Annotated in this window: 17 protein-coding genes; 6 read left to right on the top strand and 11 right to left on the bottom strand. The window is 68.6% G+C overall.

Features of this window, described 5'->3' with window-relative positions; all coding sequences use genetic code 11:
- Nucleotides 1-3 precede the first annotated feature (3 nt).
- A complete protein-coding gene (locus OMP43_RS02510) occupies nucleotides 4-543 on the top strand; it encodes a winged helix-turn-helix transcriptional regulator (protein WP_280278016.1) in 540 nt (179 codons plus the stop codon).
- 16 nt (nucleotides 544-559) lie between these two features.
- Here OMP43_RS02510 and OMP43_RS02515 read toward each other — a convergent pair whose 3' ends face one another.
- The 10 genes from OMP43_RS02515 to sdhC all read right to left on the bottom strand — a co-directional run bounded on the left by OMP43_RS02515 (nucleotide 560) and on the right by sdhC (nucleotide 10,416).
- The gene (locus tag OMP43_RS02515) at nucleotides 560-2,401 is read right to left on the bottom strand and encodes a glycoside hydrolase family 2 TIM barrel-domain containing protein (RefSeq protein ID WP_280278017.1); all 1,842 of its coding nucleotides are present in this window, start codon (nucleotides 2,399-2,401) and stop codon (nucleotides 560-562) included.
- Nucleotide 2,402: 1 nt separating this feature from the next.
- Nucleotides 2,403-3,179, bottom strand: a complete 777-nt coding sequence (locus tag OMP43_RS02520) for a hypothetical protein (protein ID WP_280278018.1) — start codon at nucleotides 3,177-3,179, stop codon at nucleotides 2,403-2,405.
- 30 nt (nucleotides 3,180-3,209) lie between these two features.
- Nucleotides 3,210-4,322 (bottom strand): cell division protein ZapE, encoded by a 1,113-nt coding sequence (gene zapE, locus OMP43_RS02525; RefSeq protein WP_280278020.1) that lies wholly within the window; start codon nucleotides 4,320-4,322, stop codon nucleotides 3,210-3,212.
- On the bottom strand, nucleotides 4,319-4,777 hold the full coding sequence (locus OMP43_RS02530; RefSeq protein WP_280278021.1) for a PaaI family thioesterase: 459 nt from the start codon (nucleotides 4,775-4,777) through the stop codon (nucleotides 4,319-4,321). The genes zapE and OMP43_RS02530 overlap by 4 nt, the downstream gene beginning before the upstream one ends.
- A gap of 4 nt (nucleotides 4,778-4,781) precedes the next feature.
- Nucleotides 4,782-5,567: a succinate dehydrogenase iron-sulfur subunit gene (locus OMP43_RS02535; protein ID WP_280278023.1), complete on the bottom strand. Its 786-nt coding sequence runs from the start codon at nucleotides 5,565-5,567 to the stop codon at nucleotides 4,782-4,784.
- 58 nt (nucleotides 5,568-5,625) lie between these two features.
- Nucleotides 5,626-6,489 carry an ATP-dependent Clp protease proteolytic subunit gene (locus tag OMP43_RS02540; RefSeq protein WP_348538585.1) on the bottom strand — a complete coding sequence of 288 codons (864 nt, stop codon included), beginning with the start codon at nucleotides 6,487-6,489 and terminating at the stop codon, nucleotides 5,626-5,628.
- A gap of 1 nt (nucleotide 6,490) precedes the next feature.
- Complete coding sequence (locus tag OMP43_RS02545; RefSeq protein WP_280278025.1) at nucleotides 6,491-7,465, bottom strand: C13 family peptidase; 975 nt, start codon at nucleotides 7,463-7,465, stop codon at nucleotides 6,491-6,493.
- Nucleotides 7,466-7,794: 329 nt separating this feature from the next.
- Nucleotides 7,795-9,609 (bottom strand): succinate dehydrogenase flavoprotein subunit, encoded by a 1,815-nt coding sequence (sdhA, locus tag OMP43_RS02550; RefSeq protein ID WP_280278026.1) that lies wholly within the window; start codon nucleotides 9,607-9,609, stop codon nucleotides 7,795-7,797.
- Complete coding sequence (gene sdhD / locus OMP43_RS02555; protein ID WP_280278027.1) at nucleotides 9,609-9,998, bottom strand: succinate dehydrogenase, hydrophobic membrane anchor protein; 390 nt, start codon at nucleotides 9,996-9,998, stop codon at nucleotides 9,609-9,611. Before sdhD ends, sdhA begins: the two co-directional genes overlap by 1 nt.
- Nucleotides 9,991-10,416 (bottom strand): succinate dehydrogenase, cytochrome b556 subunit, encoded by a 426-nt coding sequence (gene sdhC / locus OMP43_RS02560; RefSeq protein ID WP_280278028.1) that lies wholly within the window; start codon nucleotides 10,414-10,416, stop codon nucleotides 9,991-9,993. Before sdhC ends, sdhD begins: the two co-directional genes overlap by 8 nt.
- A 191-nt stretch (nucleotides 10,417-10,607) precedes the next feature.
- Here sdhC and OMP43_RS02565 point away from each other — a divergent pair, with 191 nt between their 5' ends.
- The 5 genes from OMP43_RS02565 (at nucleotide 10,608) to OMP43_RS02585 (ending at nucleotide 15,822) form a co-directional block, all read left to right on the top strand.
- Nucleotides 10,608-11,951 carry a methyl-accepting chemotaxis protein gene (locus tag OMP43_RS02565; RefSeq protein WP_280278103.1) on the top strand — a complete coding sequence of 448 codons (1,344 nt, stop codon included), beginning with the start codon at nucleotides 10,608-10,610 and terminating at the stop codon, nucleotides 11,949-11,951.
- Nucleotides 11,952-11,964: 13 nt separating this feature from the next.
- A complete protein-coding gene (locus OMP43_RS02570) occupies nucleotides 11,965-13,332 on the top strand; it encodes a methyl-accepting chemotaxis protein (RefSeq protein WP_280278030.1) in 1,368 nt (455 codons plus the stop codon).
- Nucleotides 13,333-13,449: 117 nt separating this feature from the next.
- Nucleotides 13,450-14,151, top strand: coding sequence for an SDR family oxidoreductase (locus OMP43_RS02575; RefSeq protein WP_280278031.1), 702 nt, complete (start codon nucleotides 13,450-13,452; stop codon nucleotides 14,149-14,151).
- Nucleotides 14,141-14,848 (top strand): hypothetical protein, encoded by a 708-nt coding sequence (locus OMP43_RS02580; RefSeq protein WP_280278032.1) that lies wholly within the window; start codon nucleotides 14,141-14,143, stop codon nucleotides 14,846-14,848. Before OMP43_RS02575 ends, OMP43_RS02580 begins: the two co-directional genes overlap by 11 nt.
- On the top strand, nucleotides 14,848-15,822 hold the full coding sequence (locus tag OMP43_RS02585; RefSeq protein WP_280278033.1) for a 50S ribosomal protein L11 methyltransferase: 975 nt from the start codon (nucleotides 14,848-14,850) through the stop codon (nucleotides 15,820-15,822). The genes OMP43_RS02580 and OMP43_RS02585 overlap by 1 nt, the downstream gene beginning before the upstream one ends.
- Nucleotides 15,823-15,876: 54 nt before the next feature.
- On the opposite strand, the gene phhA is transcribed toward OMP43_RS02585, so the two are convergent.
- Complete coding sequence (gene phhA, locus OMP43_RS02590; RefSeq protein ID WP_280278034.1) at nucleotides 15,877-16,743, bottom strand: phenylalanine 4-monooxygenase; 867 nt, start codon at nucleotides 16,741-16,743, stop codon at nucleotides 15,877-15,879.
- Between the last annotated feature and the right edge of the window lie 53 nt (nucleotides 16,744-16,796).

The raw sequence follows: 16,796 nt of genomic DNA on the forward strand, positions 1-16,796 counted from the left end.
TCAATGCCCCCCGAACCCGTGCCGCTGCTGCGCATGCTCGAGGCCAATCGCTGGGCGATTCCGGTGCTGGCGCTGCTGCATCGGGAGCAGGGCTCGCGCTTCGCGGTGATCGCGCGGGCATTCGGCCTGCCGCACAACAGCCTGGCGCGCTGCCTCGTCCACCTGAAGGCGTGCGGCTGGGTGATTCCCAATCCCGGCCATGGCCACCCGCTGCGCCCCGAATATGTGCTGACCGAAGCCGGGCTGGCGGCGGGCGCGCTGTGCGCGCGGATCGAGGCAGCGCGGGCCCGGCTGAAGCTGGAGGCGGGCGACCTGCCGCGCTGGTCGCTGCCGCTGGTCGCCGGGCTGGGCGCCGACTGGACGCGCTTCGGCGAGATCCAGGCGCGTCTCGCTCCGGTGACGCCGCGGGCGCTGTCGACCACGCTCAAGGCCGTGATCGACGAGGCCCTGGTGCGGCGGAAGCTGGAGGATCGCTATCCGCCGCTGCCGCTCTACGCGCTGACGGGCAAGGGCATGGATTTCGCGGCGGCAATGGCGGGCTAGTGTTCGGGAAGAAGGGTCAGCGCTCCGCCTTCTCCCGCTTCGCATAGTCCTCGGCCAGCACCGTAAAGGCCTGTTTGCGCTGGCCGGTCTCGGAGATCAGGCCCTTGCGGTTCCAGCCTTGCTGATAGACCGGGTGCTGCCGGCGCGGCGAGCGGAAGTCCTTGAGGATCCAGGGGCTCAGCCCGCGCAGGAACGGCACCCTGGCCGCCATCTCGAGCGTGCGGCGATAATATTCGGCCTGATATTCCTCGCTGAACTTGTGCGGGGCGGCGGCGATGTCGTGATAGCCATAGAGCGCATCGGCGCCGAATTCGGAGAAGATCAGCGGCTTGGTGGCCGGGCTCTGCCATTCGAAGCTCGGGAGCGCGGCGAGCGGATCGTCCGAGTACCAGCCATTATAGGTGTTGATCGCCATTACATCGAGATCGCCCACCAGCGGATCGTCGATCCGCATCACCTTGCCCTGGCGCGCGCTGAGCAGGGCGGCGGTGACCAGCCGGCTGTCGTCCAGCGCGCGGACATCGCCGATCAGCGTGCGCAGAAAGATGTTGCGGGCGTCGCTCACCGGCGTTTCGTTGGCGACGCTCCACAGCACGATCGCCGCGCGATTGCGGTCGCGGCGGATATTCTCGGCGATCATCCGGCGCGCGGTCGCCAGCGTATCGGCATCGCCCCAGGCGACGCGCCAATAGACGGGCACCTCGCTCCACACCAGCAGCCCCATCTCGTCGGCCAGACGCGTGGTGCCCTCGTCGTGCGGATAATGCGCCAGGCGCACGAAATTGCCGTGGAGCCCCTGCTTGATCTCGGCGAACAGGGCGCGGGCGGCGGCGGGGCTCATGGCGCGCACCGGATCCTTGCCCAGTTCCTCCTCGTGCATCGAGATGCCGCGCAGGAAGATCGACTTGCCGTTGAGCAGGATCCTGTCGCCCTGCACTTCGATCGTGCGGAAGCCGATCCGGTCGGTGAAGCGGTCCGCGCCGCTGGCGATCTCGACATCGTAGAGCTTCGGACTGTCGGGCGACCAGCGTTGGAGGGCGCGCGGGGCGGCGAGGCTGGCGGTCCAGTTGCCGTCGCCATCGGTGCGGCCCGCGAGCGTGGCGCCGAGCGCGGGGATGGCCAGGCGGATCGGCGCGCCGGCGGCCTGGGGGCCGAGCAGGCGGGCGGAAACCGCGATGCGGCCGTCCTTGCCCAGCCGCACGAACGCGTCGTCGACGAACGTCTCGGGCACGGTGACCAGGCGGATCGAGCGCGTGACGCCGCCATAGGTTTCCCAGTCGGTGACCGGCGGGGGCACGTCCTTGTCGGTCCGCGCGGAATCGATGCCCAGCGTGATCTGGTTGCTGCCGGGGCGCAGCAGTTTCGTCACGTCGAAGGCGAACGGCGTGAAGGCGCCGACATGCCTGCCCACCGGCTTGCCGTTCAGGAACACGCTGGCGGCATAGTCGGCGCTGCCGAAGCGCAGATACACCCGCTTGCCCATGCCCGGCGGCTGCCAGTCGAAGGTCCGCTGATACCAGACCAGCCCCTGATAATAGCGCATCTCGGGCGCATGGCCGATCCAGCTGCCGGGCAGGTGCGTGACCGGCGAGCGCTGCATGTCGAACTCGAACAGCGCGGTCGGGCGCTTCTCGGCCTCGTCGGCCTGGATCCTGTCCTGGAAGCGGGCGGTGCTCTCCCCCGGCGGGCCGCCATGGAAGCCGGCGACGCCGTCGCGATAGGGATCGACCGACCAGTGCCAGGCGCCGTCGAGGCTCAGGCCGGGGCGCAGGTCGGCGGCGGCCAGGGTCTGGGCATTTGCGGTAAACGGTGTCAGCGCCAGCGCGAGCGCGCACCATGATGTAGGGGTCGGCTTCAACTCACTCTCCCTGGGATGCGCTGCCCGGATGCGTGCCCGGGCGCTGCGGAATGACGAGGATCAGCACGAGGATCGCCGCGGCGAGCACCGCCGATGCCAGCGGGCGGCTGAAGTCGAGCCCGCCCTTGGCGAGCGGCTTGTCGAGGAAATCGCCCACCGTCGCGCCGAGCGGCCGAGTGAGGATGAAGGCGGCCCAGAACAGCGCGACGCGGCTGGTCCCGGTCCGGTAATAGAGCAATGCCAGCCCCGCGAGCGCGCCGCCGAACAGCATCGCGCCGCCGGCATAGCCGAGCCCGCCATCGTCCGCCGCCCAGTCGCCGAGCGCGGTGCCGAGCGTCTGCGAGAAAGTGATGGTCAGCCAGTAGAAGCCTTCGGCCCGGGGCGAGCGCACCGTGTCGACCGAGACCGATCCCAGCACCGCGTGCCACAGGCCCAGCGCGCCGAGCACGCAGGCGAGCAGCAGGGCCGAGCCGCCGGTATAGCCGATACCCAGCGAGCGCGTGGCGAAATCGGCCATGGTGGTGCCGGCCGTGGTCGAGGCGATGATGGTCGCCCAGTAGAGCAAAGGGTGGAAGCGCCGGGCCGCGATCTGCCAGGCGACGAGCAGGATCAGCGGGACGATGAAGATCGCGGTGCTGGCGAGATAGCCCATCTCCCAGGTCATCGAGACGGTGTCGCCACCCGTCTCGCCGAGCGTGGTGGCAAGGATCTTGATGATCCAGAAGCCCAGGGTGACCGCGGGCACCTTGGTCACGAAGTCGCGCTGATCCCGAGTCATGTGCCGTCTCCGCTGGCCGGAGTCGGCAGCCTATCGTTCGCCGTGGCCCTCCGCCAGATAGGCATCCGAGCGCATTTCCATGAGGCGGGAGACGGTGCGGTCGAACTCGAAGCGGCCGTCGCCGGCTTCGTAGAGATGCTGCGGCTCGGCATCGGCGGCGGCGAGCAGCTTGACCTTGTGCTCGTAGAGCGCGTCGATCAGCGTGACGAAGCGTGCCGCCTCGTTGCGGTTCTCGGGCCCCAGCCGGGGGATGCCGACCAGGATCACGGTGTGGAAGCGCCGGGCGATGGCGAGATAGTCGGCCGCGCCGCGCGCCTCGCCGCACAGCCGCTTGAACGAGAAGACCGCGACGCCCTTCAGGCATTTCGGCACGTGCAGCTCGCGCCCGCCCTGCACCGCGATGTCGCAGGCCGGCACGTGCGCGGCGTCCTCGACCGGATAATCGGTCAGGCGGAAGAAGGCGGCGGAGAGCTGCTTCGTCGCTTCGGGGCCGTTGGGCACCAGCCAGGTGTCCATGCGTCCGAGCCGGTCGAGCCGATAGTCGGTTGGCCCGTTGAGCGCGAGCACGTCCATCCGCGCCTCGATCAGCTCGATGAAGGGAAGGAACAGCTCGCGGTTCAACCCGTCCTTGTAGAGATCGCGCGGCGGGCGGTTCGACGTGGCCACCATGGTGAGGCCGTGGCCCATCATCTCGGTGAACAGCCGCGAGAGGATCATCGCGTCGGCCGGATTGTTCACCACCATCTCGTCAAAGGCGAGCAGGCGCACATCCTCGGCCATCGCATCGGCGACCTTCACCACGGGGTCGCGCGTGTCCTTCTTGCGCTCCTCGTTCAGCCGCTCATGCACTTCGAGCATGAACTCGTGGAAATGGACGCGGCGCTTCCGGCGGATGTTCACGCTCTCGTAGAACAGGTCCATCAGCATCGACTTGCCGCGGCCGACACTGCCCCAGACATAGAGCCCGCGCGGCGGCTCGGGCAGGCGGCCGAGCGCGCGCCACAGGATGCTGCCCTTTCTCGGCACCGCCTCCAGCTCGCCGGCGAGCTTGTGCAGCCGCTCGGCCGCGATCGCCTGTTCGGGATCGGGACGGAGCTCACCGGCGGCGACAAGGGCGCGGTAGCGTTCGATGACGCTGGTCATTGGGGCGGAGAACTCTTGCGGATGGTGCCGAGGAAGCTGGCGACGGTGATATCGCCCTGGCGGACGACGCCGCGCAGGAAGAGCATGCGGCCGGTCTCGCGCAGCAGCTCGACTTCCGCCTGGGTATCGATGCCGATCGCGCCGCCGGCGATGAACTGGATCGACATGTCGACGGTGGAAGCCGGGCCGGCGAGGATGCCGAGGCCGCGCGCGGCGGCGAACAGCGCCATGTCGATGAAGCCGGCCAGCGCGCCGCCATGGACATGGTCGCGCAGGTTCGAATGCCGGCGCTCGAAGCGGTGGCGGACCAGTGCGGTCCGCTCCCCCGTCGCCTTCACCGAAAGCGCGCCGATGAAGCTGTTGAACCGCCCCTGATCCAGAATCTGCCAGCGCTTCCAGCCCGGCAGGTCCGGATCGTCCTCGTAGAAGAAATGCTCGGGCGCAGGCTGGCTCACGGGATCAGAGCGTGCGCTCGGCTTCCATCTTCTTGATCTCGGCGATCGCCTTGGCCGGGCTCAGGCCCTTGGGGCAGACGTTCGCGCAGTTCATGATCGTGTGGCAGCGATAGAGGCGGAAGGGATCCTCGAGCTCGTCGAGGCGCTCGCCGGTCATCTCGTCGCGCGAATCGGCCAGCCAGCGATAGGCCTGGAGCAGGATCGCCGGGCCCAGGAACTTGTCGCTGTTCCACCAATAGCTTGGGCACGAGGTCGAGCAGCAGGCGCACAGGATGCACTCGTACAGGCCGTCCAGCTTCTCGCGATCGGCCGGCGACTGGAGGCGCTCCTTGCCCGAGGGCGTGGTCGACACGGTCTGCAGCCACGGCTTGATCGAGGCATATTGGGCATAGAAGTGCGTGAAGTCGGGCACCAGGTCCTTGATCACGTCCATGTTCGGCAGCGGCGTGATGCGGATGTCGCCCTTGATGTCCTCGATCGCGGTGGTGCAGGCGAGGCCGTTGCGCCCGTCCATGTTCATCGCGCACGAGCCGCAAATGCCCTCGCGGCACGAGCGGCGGAAGGTGAGCGTCGAGTCCTGCTCGGACTTGATCTTGATCAGCGCGTCGAGGACCATCGGGCCGCATTCGTCCAGGTCGATCTCGAACGTGTCGTAGCGCGGATTCTGGCCCGCATCGGGATCGTAGCGGTAGATCTTGAACTTCTTGACGTTCTTCGCGCCCGGATCCGCCTTGTGCTCCCGGCCCTTGGTGGAGATGCGGCTGTTCTTGGGAAGGCGGAATTCGGCCATCGAGGGGTTCCTTATGCTTGGGCGCGCGATAGCCAATCGCGCCGCGCCGCTCAACCTCTCAGATGATGTCGAGCACCAGGCCCAGCGAACGCGCCTCCTCGGCCTCGACGTACCAGCCGTCGGATGCCCGGGCGCGGAGGTCCTCGAAGGGCAGGCGCGTGCCCGCCACGAGCGCGCGGAAGCCCTCCTCCTCGATCCGCGCCGCTTCCTCGATCTCGTGCAGCGCGGTCTTCAGGGTGGCGGCGCAGCGATCGAGCGAGCCGGTCAGCGTCAGGTGGCGGTCGAGGATGCCTTCCTGGATCAGCAGCCGCGTGCCGCGGGTGAGGAAGCGCTTGTCGGCCGGGAAGGCGGCCATGAACAGCGTGCCCGCCGACTGGACCGCGACCTTGCCGATAAAGAGCATCTCGCGCCCCGAATATTCGCGCAGCAGCCGGATCTCGTCGCCCATCAGCCGCGCGACCTCGGGATCGCCGCCCGGCGTGGAGAGCGAGACGACGAGCATGCCCTGTTTCGGCGCGGCGGCAAGCTGTTCGCGGAAGCTGGCGTACATCGTCCGGTCGACCGGACCGGACAGCGCCACGTGCGGCTGGGCGAGCAGCGGGTAGCGCGTCGCCTGGGTGCCGTCGTCGGGCAGGGGGGCGGGTTCGTGCATGCCGGCAATCGCCGCGAGCACTTCGGGTTCGGGTATCGGCGGAAGCGCGGGCGCGGCCGGCCGCGGCGCCAGCGCCCGGCGCCGCGCCTCGCGTCGCTCGACCCAGCGGCGGACCATGAACGCGAAGCCGAAGGTGATGAGCAGGCCGAGGCCGATCTGCAGCAGCCGGTTGCGGAATCCGCCCGGAAGCGCCTTCTGGATCGCCGCGGGGATCTGATGCTCCAGGTCGCCCGGGATCAGTCGCTCCAGGAGAGTCTCCTGCTCGGCCATTTCATTCGCCGGTCTTGAGCGCATCGGTCGACGGGCGGCCGACGGGCGGGGTGTCGGTCTGGGGCATGCGCGCCTCGAGCGGGGCCAGCCAGGCCGCGACATGGTCGCCGATGCTGACCTGCGGATTGGAGGGAGGCACCCGCGCGGCGCCCTCCCAGTCGCCGATCATCATCCGTGCCTCGTCCGAGGCCTTTTCGAGCGGCTGGTTCTTGCGAAGCGCATGGTTGATCATCGCGTCGCCGAAGAAGGTCCAGTCATTATGGGCCTCGCAGCCGAAGCTCGGCCGATCCGAGGAGGCGGCGGTGAACAATGCGGTGTCGGGGCTGGAGAGCGGCCCGACGAAGATGCCCGAATAGCAGGCCGACAGGATCAGCACGCGATTGCGGATGCCGAGTTCGTCGAGCAGCGTCTGGAGCCGCCTGGGGCTCAGTATGCCATAGCCCTCGTCGCCGTCATGATAGGCGATGCCCACCTGGGCGCCGTGGCTGGTGGCGTAGAGGACGAGGACGTCCTGCTCCTTGTCCATCACCTCGGCGATCCGGGCGAGCGCCAGGGTGAGGCTGGTGAGCGAGCCGTTCGGCAATTCGCTCGGCATGGTGCCGGTGCTGCCGGCGAGGACGATGGTGCGCCCGGCGGCATCGAAGCGGCGCGAGAGCACCTTGCCCGCCTCGCGCGCCTCCCGCGCGAACACCGGATCGCTGTCGAGCGCGACCGAGACGATATAGGCGTCGACCAGTGCCTTGCGCTGCGGCTGGAGCGCGTTGAGCGCGACGTTCAGCTTGCGGGCATCGGCGAGCATCGCCCTGGCGGATCGCCCGCGCTGCAGCTCGGGGCCGGGATCGAGCCCCTCGATGCCGTCGCTGCCCGAGACCATTCCCGGCCATTCCGCCTTGTGCTCCGGCGCGCGAAACTGGGCGGCGGCGGGCGTGACGGCGAGCGCGGCAGCCGCGGCAAGGATGGCGAACGCGATACGCATGGCAGGCGCGAGACCCCCGGAGATCGTTAACGGCCCACTCTCGCGGGTGCGGGAGCGGTGTCAAGCGGGGACGGCGATCCCGGCCCGCTACCGCATCTGGGGATCGACGCCCTTCAATGCCAGACCGCGGCGAGCGGATAGAGCGGGATGAGCCAGGCGAGGCATCCGATCGCGAGCCGCCGTTCCCGCGTCAGGATGGCGAACAGGGAGACGGGAAACAAGGACCAGGTGCATGTCGGCAACCGGGAGAGTGGCTTAGGTCTTTCCGCCAAAGCAAAAGGCCCGCTCGCGCCTGGCGAACGGGCCTTCCGGAACCTGCTGTCGAAGGCTCAATACACCCGCTTCTTCGGCTTGATGTACTCGATCTCGTCGGTGAGGGTGTAGTCGTGGACCGGGCGGTAATCGATGCTCGTGGCGCCGCCCTTGCCGCCCCAGCCTTCGAAGGTGGCGACGGTGTGCTTCATCCAGTTCTTGTCGTCGCGCTCGGGGAAGTCCTCGTGCATGTGCGCGCCGCGGCTTTCCTTGCGGTTGGCGGCGCACTCGATGGTGACGACGGCCTGGCCGATCAGGTTGTCGAGCTCCAGCGTCTCGACCAGGTCGGTGTTCCAGATCAGCGAGCGGTCCTGGATGCCGACGTCCTGGAAGCCCTTGTAGACGTCCTGCATGTGCTTCACGCCCTCGGCGAGCAGGGCGCTGTCGCGGAACACCGCGCAGTGGCGCTGCATCGTCTTCTGCATATCGGCGCGGACCTCGGCGGTCGGGCGCGCGCCCTTGGCGTTGCGGAAGTGATCGAGGCGGCCGAGCGCGAATTCCTCCGAGCCCTTGGGCAGCTCGTTGTGCTTCATGCCGGGCTTGAGCAGCTCCTTCAGGCGCAGGCCGGTCGCGCGGCCGAACACGACCAGGTCGATCAGCGAGTTGGAGCCGAGGCGGTTGGCGCCGTGCACCGACACGCAGGCCGCTTCGCCGACCGCGAACAGGCCGGGGATCACCGCGTCCGGATCGCCATCCTTATTGTGGACGACCTCGCCGTGATAATTGGTCGGGATGCCGCCCATGTTGTAGTGGACGGTCGGCACCACCGGCAGCGGCTGGCGGGTCAGGTCGACGCCGGCGAAGATCTTGCCGGTCTCGGTGATGCCGGGCAGCCGCTCGTGCAAGATCTTCGGGTCGATATGGTTGAGGTGAAGGAAGATATGGTCCTTCTCCTTGCCCACGCCGCGGCCCTCGCGGATCTCCATCGCCATCGAGCGCGCGACGACGTCGCGGCTGGCAAGGTCCTTGGCCGAGGGGGCATAGCGCTCCATGAAGCGCTCGCCCTCGGAGTTGGTGAGGTAGCCGCCCTCGCCGCGCGCGCCCTCGGTGATGAGCACGCCGGCGCCGTAGATGCCGGTCGGGTGGAACTGGACGAACTCCATGTCCTGCAGCGCGATGCCCGCGCGCAGCGCCATGCCGTTGCCGTCGCCGGTGCAGGTGTGCGCCGAGGTCGCCGACTGGTAGACGCGGCCGCCGCCGCCGGTGGCGAGGACGACGGCGTGGCTGCGGAAGCGGTGGATCGAGCCGTCTTCCATGCACAAAGCGATCACGCCGCGGCAGGCGCCGTTCTCCATGATCAGGTCGAGCGCGAAATATTCGACGTAGAAGTCCGCGTCGTATTTCAGGCTCTGCTGGTAGAGCGCGTGGAGCATGGCGTGGCCGGTGCGGTCGGCCGCGGCGCAGGTGCGCTGCACGGGCGGGCCTTCGCCCATGTTCTGCATATGGCCGCCGAACGGGCGCTGGTAGATCGTGCCATTGTCGTTGCGGCTGAACGGCACGCCGGCATGCTCGAGCTCGTACACGGCCTGCGGCGCTTCGCGGACCATATATTCGATCGCGTCCTGATCGCCGAGCCAGTCCGAGCCCTTGACGGTGTCGAACATGTGCCACGACCAGTGATCGGGCGTGTTGTTGCCGAGCGAGGCGGCGATGCCGCCCTGCGCCGCGACGGTGTGCGAGCGGGTGGGGAACACCTTGGTGATGCAGGCGGTCTTCAGGCCGGCCTCGGCGCAGCCCATGGTGGCGCGCAGGCCCGAGCCGCCGGCGCCGACCACGACGGCATCATAGCTGTGGTCGATGATCTTGTAGGCGCCAGAAGAATTGTTTGGCATCAGAGCGCTGCCCCCGCCGTGAAGGCGATCTTGAGGATCGAGAAGACGGCGGTGGTGCCTGCCGCCAGCGTGAAGAAGTTGAGCAGCACCATCAGCACGATGTGCGTCTCGTCGTGCTGATAGTCCTCGATCACCACCTGCAGGCCGAGGCGGAAGTGATAGAAAGTGGTGAGGACCAGGAGGATCAGGGGCACGGCGACCTGGGTCTGGGCGATCCAGTGGCGCACGGTCTCGAAATCATAGGCCGGCAGCAGCGCGATGCTGAGCACGAACCACAGCGTCAGGATCAGGTTGGCGCCGGCGGTCAGCCGCTGGTGCCACCAATGGTGTGCGCCTTCATGCGCCGAGCCGAGGCCGCGGACCTTGCCGATGCTGGTGCCGTTACCCATTGGTCTTACCCCAGATGATGAAGCCCCAGAAGGCGATGGTGAGGAGGATCGCGGCGACATAGGTCAGCAGCGCGGTGGTCTTGTTGGCCTTGAGCTCGAAATTGGCGCCCTGGTCGAGGAACAGGTGGCGGATGCCCGAGCTCATGTGCTGGAAGAAGGACAGGGTCAGCCCGATGCCGAAGACATAGCCGGCGATGTTGAGCGCGCCGGACTTGACCGTGAACAGGTCGAGGAACGCCGCATAGGCCGCCGGGCCCGAGGCGAGGGCGACCAGCCACCAGACGAACAGGATCGTCCCTACGGTCGCCATGCCGCTGCCGGTGACGCGGTGGGTGATGGAGACCGCCATCGCGGGTCCCCACTTCCAGATCGACAGATGCGGCGACGTGGGTCGCGCTTCGTTGCGCACATTGGCCAAGATTATGTCCTTCCTCGGTCGGTGCCGTCTCCTTAATCCCGATGCCGCCGGATGCAAGCTGGCATGCGCAACCGCCGGCTTGGCTAACCCCGCCTTAACCACTTCGCCCGCATATCCCGGGGCAAGTGGCCGATCGTCCCGCGGCCGCAAAGGGGACAAGTTTCGTGACCAACGCCGTTTCGCTTGAGGATCTGCCGGCACCGGGCTCCACGGCCGCCCGCATCGACGTGCGCGCCCGTCTTCGCATCTTCGATTTCGAAGGGTCGCTGGCCGCCTCGGGCCGCGCCGCCTGGGAGGCGCTGGAGCCGGAGATCCGCGCGGTCTCGGAAGCCTATTGGCAGCAATGGCTGCGCTGCTTCGCCGACGAGCGCAGCTGGGCGCCCGACGATACGCAGAAGATGATCGATCTCGGCGTCGTCTTCCTCCGGAACCGCTTTCTGGACGCCGAGGGGAGGCCCTGGATCGAATCGATCGAGCGTTCGGTCGCCGCCGCCTATGCCGCGAACGTGCCGCCGATGGCGCTGCTCTCGATGATCAGCGCGAGCGACCGGGTGGCGCTCGAGATACTGATCCGCCGGGTCGGCACCGAGGACCGGCGACTCGCCGGGCTGATCGACACGCTGATGCGCCTCTCCGCGCTGGAGGGCGACATCACCGTCGAGATCTACAACATGTATCGCGAGCACAGCGCCCAGGCGGCGCGCGACCGGCTCGCCGAGGATTTCCGCGATTCGATCGGCGGCACCGTCCAGCGCGCCTCGCGCGAGGGCGAGCAGCTCCGCGTCCAGGCCAGCCACACCTCCGCTTCGGCGCGCGGGATGCTGGGCAAGGCATCGGAGGTTGCGGCGGCGGCGGAACAGTCTGCGGTGGCGATGCGCGAGGCGGCGCAGACGGCGGCTGGGCTGATCCGGGCGATCGAGGATGCGCGGATGGAAGTGGAAGCGGCGGCGGGGATCGCGACGCGCGCCTCGTCGCAGGCGACCGACGCGGTGGGGATGAGCGAGGCGCTGAGCGACCATGCCAAGTCGATCGAATCGATCCTGGGCCTGATCCGCGACATTGCCGGGCAGACGAACCTGCTGGCGCTGAACGCGACGATCGAGGCGGCGCGGGCGGGGGATGCGGGTCGCGGCTTCGCGGTGGTGGCGCAGGAAGTGAAGAGCCTGGCGAACCAGACGGCGCGGGCGACGGACGATATCGCGGCGAAGATCGCGGCGATCCAGTCGGCGACGAAGAGCACGGTGGAGACCAACGCCTCGATCCGCTCGACGGTGAGCGAGGTGCAGGAAAGCGCCAACCGCATCCGCAGCGCGATGGAGGTCCAGGCGCAGACCGTCACCGCGATCACCGCGGCGGTCGACGAGACCGCGCTCGCCGCCGACTCCATGTCCGCCACCATCGGCGCCATCCGCGAGGATACCGAGGCCGTGGCGAGCGAGATCGACCGGGTCGGTCAGGGCTTTGCCGCGCTCGAGGGCCAGCTCGGCAGCCTGAAGGGCAGCGCGAGCGATTTCATCGCCAAGGTCGCGGCCTGAGGGAGAGGGACAGATGGTAGCCACGCGCGAGCCCGGCCGCTGGAGCGGCGGCACCCGGACGGTGGAGGATCACCGCCGCGAATATGATTGGGACGGCCTGGTCGAAGCGGGCTGCCGCGAGATCGTCGCGCTGATCGGCCATCGCCAGCGCGAGATCGCGGAAGCGTTCTGGCGCCACTTCAAGGCGATGCCGGCCAGCCAGCCGATGCGCAGGATCCTGGACGACCCGCGCGGCTATGAGGAGCAGGTAGCGCACGGCGCCCGCTATGGCGCGACCAAGTTCGAGAAGCCGTTCAGCGAGGAATGGGTCGAGATGGTGTGCGGCTATGCCGCGCAGACCTATGCGGCGGGCATTCCGCTGCCGGCGGTGATCGCCGCCTTTTCCTTCGCGCACAGCGAGACGATGCGGGCATTGCGCGAGGCGCTGCCGGACGATGCCGAGAGGCTGGGCCGGCTGTGCGACGTGGTCATGCGCATGGCGATGGCCGAGGCCGATCTGATGGCCGGCCATCTCGGCGCGCGCGACGCGGCCCATGCCGATCAGGCGCGCCGCGACCGTTCGCTGCAGTTCAAGGCGAGCATCGCCGAATCGATCGAAGGGGCCACCGGCCTCGCCAACCGCATCCGGGTGCAGGCGCAGGGGGCCTCGGGCTCGGCGCGGGGGATGCTGGGCAAGGCATCGGAGGTTGCGGCGGCGGCGGAGCAGTCTGCGGTGGCGATGCGCGAGGCGGCGCAGACGGCGGCCGGGCTGATCCGGGCGATCGAGGATGCGCGGATGGAAGTGGAAGCGGCGGCGGGGATCGCGACGCGCGCCTCGTCGCAGGCGACCGACGCGGTGGGGATGAGCGAGGCGCTGAGCGACCATGCCAAGTCGATCGAATCGATCCTGGGGCTGATCCGCGACATTGCCGGGCAGACGAACCTGCTGGCGCTGAACGCGACGATCGAGGCGGCGCGGGCGGGGGATGCGGGTCGCGGCTTCGCGGTGGTGGCGCAGGAAGTGAAGAGCCTGGCGAACCAGACGGCGCGGGCGACGGACGATATCGCGGCGAAGATCGCGGCGATCCAGTCGGCGACGAAGAGCACGGTGGAGACCAACGCCTCGATCCGCTCGACGGTGAGCGAGGTGCAGGAAAGCGCCAACCGCATCCGCAGCGCGATGGAGGTCCAGGCGCAGACCGTCACCGCGATCACCGCGGCGGTCGACGAGACCGCGCTCGCCGCCGACTCCATGTCCGCCACCATCGGCGCCATCCGCGAGGATACCAAGTCGGTGACGCACGAGATCGACACGCTCCAGAAGGACGTGGCCGAAGTCGACGACCGTCTCCACAAGCTGCGTGTCGCCGCGGACAGTTTCTCCAGCAGCGTCGCTGCCTGAAGCGCTTCGTCATTCCCGCGAAGGCAGGGCTCCAGGGGCAAGCAGGACAGCACTTGCTACTCTGGACCCCCGCCTTCGCGGGGATGACGGGGACGGGCCGACGCGCTAGTCAGGCGCATGGCCACCCACATCCTCCTAACCGGCGCGAGCCGCGGCATCGGCGCCGCGATCGCCGAGAGCTTCAAGAACGACGCGGTGCGCCTGATCGGACAGGGCACCAGGAGCGGCATCCGCGCCGACTTCGCCGATCCCGCGGCGCCCCGGACCCTGTGGAGCCAGGCGCTCGACGCGCTCGACGGCCGCATCGACGTGCTCATCAACAATGCTGGCGTGTTCGAGAGCAATCCGCTCGACATCGAGCATGACGACTGGGTGGCGAGCTGGGAGCGGACGATGCGGGTGAACCTCACCGCTTCGGCCGAGCTCTGCCGCCTCGCCATCTGCCACTGGCAGGCCGGGGGCCGCCCCGGCCGCATCGTCAACATGGCGAGCCGCGCCGCCTATCGCGGCGACAGCCCGGCGCACTGGCATTATGCCGCGTCCAAGGCGGGCATGGTCGGCATGACCAAGAGCATCGCCCGGGGCTATGCGCGCAGCGGTATCCTCGCCTTCGCGATCTGCCCGGGCTTCACCATGACGGGCATGGCCGACGATTATCTCGCCAGCCGCGGCGGCGAGAAGCTGCTCGCCGACATCCCGCTCGGCCGGGTGGCCGATGCCGACGAAGTGGCCGTGCTCGCTCGCTTCTGCGCGCTGGCCGCGCCGCCCTCGATGACCGGTGCGGTGCTCGACATCAACGGAGCGAGCTATGTCCGATAGCCCCGGGCCCCGGCTCCCCCTGGCGGCGCGCCCGCCTTTCGTCGGCGGCCTCCTCGTCGGCGCGCTGGCCGTGGTCGGGGCGGGCATCGTGATCCTGGCGGGAGTCCTGATCGGCGGCGTGATGCTCACGCGCGGGCATCGCAATGCCGATGCCCCGGCGCAGGTCGAGGCCAAGGCCGCCAAGGAAGTGTACGCCGTCGCCGCCGTCAATCCGCTGCACGGCACCAACGCGCAGGAGATCGTGATCGCCACCGATTCCTCGATCCGGCGCGGCGATGCCGGCTCCTATTCGGGCGGGGGTGCGCCGGACGAGCGCAACGTGATCCTGCTCGACAAGGCGAGCGGTGCCAGCCGCAAGCTGCTGCCGGACAATGGCCGCCGGATCGTCTCCCGCGACTATCTGCCGGCGATGGCGGGTGCGGGGGAGGAAGGCGTGGACACGCAGAAGGCCCCGCTCGCTTATTATGTGTTCCGCGTCCGCGCCGCCGATGGCGCGCGTGAGGATGTGCTGGTCGGCGATCTCGCCACCGGGCGCCAGGCCTATCTGCTCGCCGGGATAGACGGGATCGACAAGGCCTGGATGCAGAGCCCGACCCGCCTCGCGCTGTTGATGCGCCAGGGCCGCAAGCTGCAATATCGCGCGATCGAGATCCCCGATCTCAAGGTGGTCGTCGCGCGTCCCGTGGAGATCGATTGATGTCGAGCTGGAAGCTCATCCTGCCCTGCACCCGCGCCGAAGCGGAGGCCATCGACGCCGATGACGAGGCGCTGTTCGGCATCGAGCCGATGCCCGTGCTGCTGACCAGCGAGCGGATCGAGGACGATCCCGACCATTGGCAGCTCGAGGCCTTTTTCGAATCGAAGCCCAACAGCGCCGCGCTCGACGCGGTGCGGGCGCTGGCGCCGAGCGCGAAGGGCGTGAAGGCGGTGGCCGAGAAGGTGCGCGACGCCGACTGGGTGACGCTCAGCCAGGCCGGGATCGAGCCCGTCCATGCCGGCCGCTTCTATGTCCATACCGCCACCAACAAGGGCAGAGTGCCCGCGGGCGCCACGGCCTTCCGCATCGATGCCGGCCTCGCCTTCGGCACCGGCACGCACGAAACCACTTCGGGCTGCCTGCTCGCGCTCGACCGGCTGAAGCGCGAGGGCAAGCGCTTCGAGAACGTGCTCGATCTCGGCACCGGCACCGGGCTGCTCGCCTTTGCGGCGCTCCATCTCTGGCCGCGCGCCTATGCCACGGCGTCGGACATCGATGCGCGCGCGGTGGCGGTCACCGCGGAGAATGCCGAACTGAACGGCGTGCGGCTCGGCGGCGGGCAGGGCGCGCTGGCGCTCGCCGCCGCGGCGGGGGTCGAGCATCCGCTGCTCATCGGCCGGGCGCCCTATGACCTCGTCATCGCCAACATCCTCGCCGGTCCGCTGGTCGAGCTGGCGCCGAGCGTGGGCGCGGTGCTGGCCGAGGGGGGCACGCTGATTCTCGCCGGGCTGCTGGCCGGGCAGGCCGAGACGGTGGCGCAGGCCTATCGCCGGCAGGGCCTGCGCCTCGTCCACCGTGCCGATCGCGGCGACTGGCCGACACTGACCCTGGCGAAGCGCGTGCGCTACGGGACGGAGCGGGTGACCCGGCTGAGCCGCGGCAAGGGCGAGGCGCCGGGGTTCGGGAGCTGGTAGGGCCGGGAAGCGCCACACCCCAACGTCATCCCCGCTTTCGCGGGGATGACGAGGCTAGCGTTTCGAGTTGGCATATTCCTGGGTGCCACGGGTGATCACCTCGTCGCCCGGCAGGATCTCCGCGATCGGGATGTCGGGCTGGCCGAGGATCTCGTCGTAGAGCGGAGCGAAATCGGTCTCCACCGTGGCGCGCAGCAGCTCGGCATAGCTCGGGATGACGAAATAATTCTGCTGGAAATCGTCGATCCGATAGTCGGTGCGCATCACGCGCTTCAGGTCGAATCCGATGCGGTTGGGACTGTCGCTCTCCAGCGCGAACACGCTCTCGGCAAAGGAAGAGACGATCCCCGCGCCATAGATGCGCAGATCGCCTTCCTCGCGGACCAGCCCGAATTCCACCGTGTACCAGTAGAGCCGGCCGAGCTGCTTCAGCGCACCCAGCTCGAGCGCCCGGTTGCCGCCGCGACCATAGGCCGCGAGATAGTCGGCGAACACCGGGTCGGCGAGCATCGGCACATGGCCGAACACGTCGTGGAAGACGTCCGGCTCCTGGATATAGTCCAGCTGGTCGGGCCGGCGGATGAAGTTGCCGGCGACGAAGCGGCGATTGGCCATGTGATCGAAGAACACATTGTCGGGCACCAGCCCGGGCACCGCCACCACCTGCCAGCCGGTGAGCTTCATCAGCCGCTCGCTCAGCTCCTCGAAATTGGGAATGCCCGATTCGGACAGGCGCAGCGCGTCGAGACCGTTGAGATAGGCCTTGCTCGCGCGGCCCGGCAGCAGCTTCGCCTGGCGCGCATAGAGCTTGTCCCAGGTCGCGTGCTCCTCGGCGGTATAGGCCTGCCAATTCTGCGGGATCGTCCAGTCGGCCGACGCGCCCTCAGGCGGGCGATCGAGCACATGCGTGTCGTGAGCCATGAAAATAGCATAGCATGCGATGGTGCAGGTGCGAAATGGGGGATGGCCGGTTG

Origin of the sequence: Sphingomonas sp. CBMAI 2297, from assembly GCF_029870595.1 — a bacterium.
In the GTDB taxonomy this organism is placed as follows: domain Bacteria; phylum Pseudomonadota; class Alphaproteobacteria; order Sphingomonadales; family Sphingomonadaceae; genus Sphingomonas.

Bases quoted from the DNA above. Each gene is read 5' to 3' on its own strand.
- sdhA (WP_280278026.1), bottom strand. From the start codon at position 9,609: ATGCCAAACAATTCTTCTGGCGCCTACAAGATCATCGACCACAGCTAT.
- OMP43_RS02540 (WP_348538585.1), bottom strand. From the start codon at position 6,489: ATGGCCGAGCAGGAGACTCTCCTGGAGCGACTGATCCCGGGCGACCTG.
- OMP43_RS02545 (WP_280278025.1), bottom strand. From the start codon at position 7,465: ATGCGTATCGCGTTCGCCATCCTTGCCGCGGCTGCCGCGCTCGCCGTC.
- OMP43_RS02580 (WP_280278032.1), top strand. From the start codon at position 14,141: ATGTCCGATAGCCCCGGGCCCCGGCTCCCCCTGGCGGCGCGCCCGCCT.
- sdhD (WP_280278027.1), bottom strand. From the start codon at position 9,998: ATGGGTAACGGCACCAGCATCGGCAAGGTCCGCGGCCTCGGCTCGGCG.
- zapE (WP_280278020.1), bottom strand. From the start codon at position 4,322: ATGACCAGCGTCATCGAACGCTACCGCGCCCTTGTCGCCGCCGGTGAG.
- OMP43_RS02535 (WP_280278023.1), bottom strand. From the start codon at position 5,567: ATGGCCGAATTCCGCCTTCCCAAGAACAGCCGCATCTCCACCAAGGGC.
- OMP43_RS02520 (WP_280278018.1), bottom strand. From the start codon at position 3,179: ATGACTCGGGATCAGCGCGACTTCGTGACCAAGGTGCCCGCGGTCACC.
- OMP43_RS02510 (WP_280278016.1), top strand. From the start codon at position 4: ATGCCCCCCGAACCCGTGCCGCTGCTGCGCATGCTCGAGGCCAATCGC.
- OMP43_RS02570 (WP_280278030.1), top strand. From the start codon at position 11,965: ATGGTAGCCACGCGCGAGCCCGGCCGCTGGAGCGGCGGCACCCGGACG.
- phhA (WP_280278034.1), bottom strand. From the start codon at position 16,743: ATGGCTCACGACACGCATGTGCTCGATCGCCCGCCTGAGGGCGCGTCG.
- OMP43_RS02575 (WP_280278031.1), top strand. From the start codon at position 13,450: ATGGCCACCCACATCCTCCTAACCGGCGCGAGCCGCGGCATCGGCGCC.
- OMP43_RS02585 (WP_280278033.1), top strand. From the start codon at position 14,848: ATGTCGAGCTGGAAGCTCATCCTGCCCTGCACCCGCGCCGAAGCGGAG.